This is a genomic window from Gluconobacter sp. (genome assembly GCF_047723935.1).
Lineage (GTDB): Bacteria > Pseudomonadota > Alphaproteobacteria > Acetobacterales > Acetobacteraceae > Gluconobacter.
In genome coordinates this window covers 1-3,199 of sequence record NZ_JBDOBO010000134.1, presented here as the reverse complement: position 1 = coordinate 3,199, position 3,199 = coordinate 1, and the positions used below count along the sequence as shown (strand labels likewise).

Annotated in this window: 5 protein-coding genes; 3 read left to right on the top strand and 2 right to left on the bottom strand. The window is 58.5% G+C overall.

Going from position 1 to position 3,199, the window contains the following annotated elements; all coding sequences use genetic code 11:
• The 3 genes from ABF979_RS16665 to ABF979_RS16655 form a co-directional block, all read left to right on the top strand.
• The coding region (locus ABF979_RS16665; RefSeq protein ID WP_415560787.1) for a hypothetical protein at window positions 1–638 on the top strand (638 nt) is incomplete at its 5' end.
• A gap of 91 nt (window positions 639–729) precedes the next feature.
• Window positions 730–1,515 carry a hypothetical protein gene (locus tag ABF979_RS16660; RefSeq protein ID WP_415560786.1) on the top strand — a complete coding sequence of 262 codons (786 nt, stop codon included), beginning with the start codon at window positions 730–732 and terminating at the stop codon, window positions 1,513–1,515.
• Window positions 1,503–2,132, top strand: a complete 630-nt coding sequence (locus tag ABF979_RS16655; protein WP_415560785.1) for a hypothetical protein — start codon at window positions 1,503–1,505, stop codon at window positions 2,130–2,132. The genes ABF979_RS16660 and ABF979_RS16655 overlap by 13 nt, the downstream gene beginning before the upstream one ends.
• A 50-nt stretch (window positions 2,133–2,182) precedes the next feature.
• On the opposite strand, the gene ssb is transcribed toward ABF979_RS16655, so the two are convergent.
• Together ssb and ABF979_RS16645 are read right to left on the bottom strand one after the other, a co-directional pair.
• Entirely contained in the window at window positions 2,183–2,635 is a 453-nt protein-coding gene (ssb, locus tag ABF979_RS16650) for a single-stranded DNA-binding protein (RefSeq protein WP_415420835.1), read from the bottom strand.
• Between the two features lie 53 nt (window positions 2,636–2,688).
• A partial coding sequence (locus ABF979_RS16645; RefSeq protein WP_415560784.1) for a hypothetical protein occupies window positions 2,689–3,199 on the bottom strand: 511 nt, incomplete at its 5' end.

The following is a 3,199-nucleotide window of genomic DNA, read 5'->3' as shown; positions in this document are numbered from 1 at the left end:
CTTGGTACCGGGTCGGGAAATGGCTTGAGCGACGGAATGAGCGCGCTGCGGAACGGGCTGCCGAAACCCTGCGCCTGGAAGCAGAACGCGAGAGCGAAAAGGCGGTCATTCAGGCGGAAATTCGCCAGCGGCGCGAGGCGGAAGCCGCCGAGCAGGCCGCCCTGCACGACAGGATGGAAAAGACAGAAAGGGCGGCGGCATGGCGGCGCGAGGAAGCCGCCCGCGTGGCGGAACACAACCAGCGCGTTAAGGCAGAAGCCGAAGCACGAAAGGCGCGGGCGGCCACTGTCGCCAATCCGCAGTCAACAGCAGGACACAATGCTGCCGCGCTGACTGGCGACACGCCGCTCGTCACCCTTGATCTGCCGAAAATTGTAGGGGTGTCGTATCGCGCCTATGAGCCGTTCGACCCCACCCTTCCGCCAATTCGCAAAGGGGAAATCAACCCCCTGAGTGGGAATGCCTGGGAATTTGGCGACGATCTGCCGGGCTATCCCAGCAAGCGGGGTTACGAATTCGAAGATGACTGGCTGAGAGATGTGGGTAGGCTGTTGCGCGCTAGGCACAACACAACCAGTTCCATGACCGAGGAAGAAAAATTCGCCTTTCGTATCGCTCGTGGGAGAGGAAGACTCTGAACCTTAAGCCTCTGCACAGCGTCACAACGGAATAAGCGACAATGGTGAGAGGCAGGCATTGTGCCCGTCTCTCATCAGAAGGTCTCATTCTATGGCTGATGCCAGTAAAGCACCCCCAACTCCCACTCGCTCCCCCCGCGCCCTGTGGCGCATAGGTCGCGGCCGCAGCGGCGGAAGTCTGGGCTGTGCCGTCATCGCACGACATGCCATTGGGCTAGGTCATAATGTGCTTGTCGCTGATGGCGACATCAATAACCCGATGCTGTCACGTCTTTACCCACCAGAGGGAGCACATGGCGTTGGCCGCCCGAAAAACGCGACACTTGAAACCTGTAAGGTCTGGCTGGCCGATACATTGGCGAAGGCGTTGGAACAGCACGCCTCGGTAGTAATCGACATGGGCGGCGGCGACAGGATTAGCGAGGAACTTGCGGCGGAATCAGATCTTGGGCACTTTCTCGCTGCATCAAACCTGATTCCGACCTACGCCTATTTTACCGGGCCAGAACGGGATGACTTCGAGCACATGCACCGGATCTGGGCTGGCGGCGCATTTCAGGGTGGCACCAGCGTGCTCTTCCTGAACGCTGGCCTACAACGTAACGCCAGCCGTGCAGTGGATCCGTTTGCATGGTTGCGAGAAGATCCGCGGTTACTCGCCATGTTGAAAGCGGGGGTCATTCCCATCGACATGCCCGCGCTCACGTCGATGAAGTATATAGAAGAGGAAGGACTGAGCGTATTTGACGCCGTCGACAACAAAGCAGGCAGGTCGGGTCGGCACCTTAATCCACTGTGGGTCCATATGGCCCAGAAATGGCTGAAGGACTTCACCCATAATCTGGATGAGGAGGGAGCCGCCGAATGGATGCCATAAGTCATTCCATCAGCAGAGCGCCAGAAGAGGAAGCGCGACAGCGCTTCCTTGCCAGCCTCCACGATGCGGGCATCGATCTGAATAGCCCTCTGGGGTTCCTGCTGGCCCGCTTGGGCGATGCGACAGCAGAAACCTGCCAGAGCCTGAACACGGCTGCCGCACGGATAGCAGCCGCCGAAAACACGGCACAGACCAGTCTGGCGCAGCTCCGTGCAGACCTGGCGAACGGACTGGAAGCTGTGCGGGCAATCCGCTCGGCAGGGGAACAGCGGATCAAGTTGGAGGAGGAACGGCTCAAACAGCATCAACAGGTGACCATCGACAAGATGATCGCCTCAATCATGGGAGGGCTGAAAACGGAGCTGTATGACCGGCTGAAACAGCAGATGCCCCATCACGAACGCGAGTTCTACCGGGCGACACGCTGGAAAGCGATTTCACGTCTGGCCCTTGCCGGGGCACTGCTTTTCTGTGGGGGGCTGCTCGCACATTATGCGGTGGTGTCGCATACGCTGGAACGGGCGCGCTACTGTGAGGGCCATAGCTACGTTACAGAAAGCGGACAGGCTTGGTGTGATCTCACACCCTTGCGTATCCCGACCCAGAACCAGAACTAATTTTTTGTGTCCAAAATGGCGCGCGTTCGGCGCGCGCCATATCCACCAATTCAGAACGGAATTTCGTCCACCGGGCCAGCGCTGCCATAGGCAGGAGCAGCCTGCCCGCTCCCAGAGGCAGAGCCATAATGACCGCCCGCATCGCCTTCCGGGCGGCCATCAAGCAGAACCAACTCGCCACGGAAGCGGTCAACGATCACTTCGGTCGTGTAGCGTTCCTGCCCGCTCTGGTCGGTCCATTTACGGGTCTGCAACGCGCCTTCAAGATAAACCTTGCGGCCTTTGCGCAGGAAGCGTTCGGCAACATCGGCCAGCCGGTCGTTAAAAATGACAACACGGTGCCATTCGGTCCGCTCGCGCTTTTCACCCGAGGCGCGGTCGTTCCACGTGTCGCTGGTGGCGAGAGAGAAAGAAACAATCTTCTGACCGCTCTGCGCATGACGCACCTCGGGGTCTTTACCCAGATTACCGACCAGAATGACCTTGTTAACGCTGCCTGACATTTGCCTGTTCCACTAAAAATATTGAGAAAAATATCACTGATCTGAGGGGCGATTTAAGCGGCTTTCAGCTTGGCCCGTTCCATCTGGACGTACTGTTCCGCCCATTTATTGACCTGGGCAGCAATCTCTGCAGGGGTTCCTTCCCGGCCGTCCCAGTCTTTGAGCAGGTCAAACCCATAATGCAGGGCGATATACCGACGGCTTTCCGGGTCTTTGGAGTAATTGGCTCCAAGGTAGCGTGCGCCATTGGGAACCATCATTCCATCGGCGGCCATCCCGACAAACAGACGTTCCACACCATTCTGGGGGCGCTGTGCATCATAGTATTGCCAACCGTGATACTTCACCAACGCTGCCAGCGTCTGATGGGAGTAATGGGCATCTTCCAGTTCCACAAAGCAGGTGGCCTTGCGGTTAGCACACTCACTGCACCGCCCGGCGCAGACATTCCCCTCTTGCGCAGGGGTGGACACGGTGCGTACACTATTCGTCAAGTCGGACATGAAAGCCTCTCTTTCTGTTCTGGCTAGTCCCGGTTTGGTGTTCGCTGCACCAGCCGGGGCG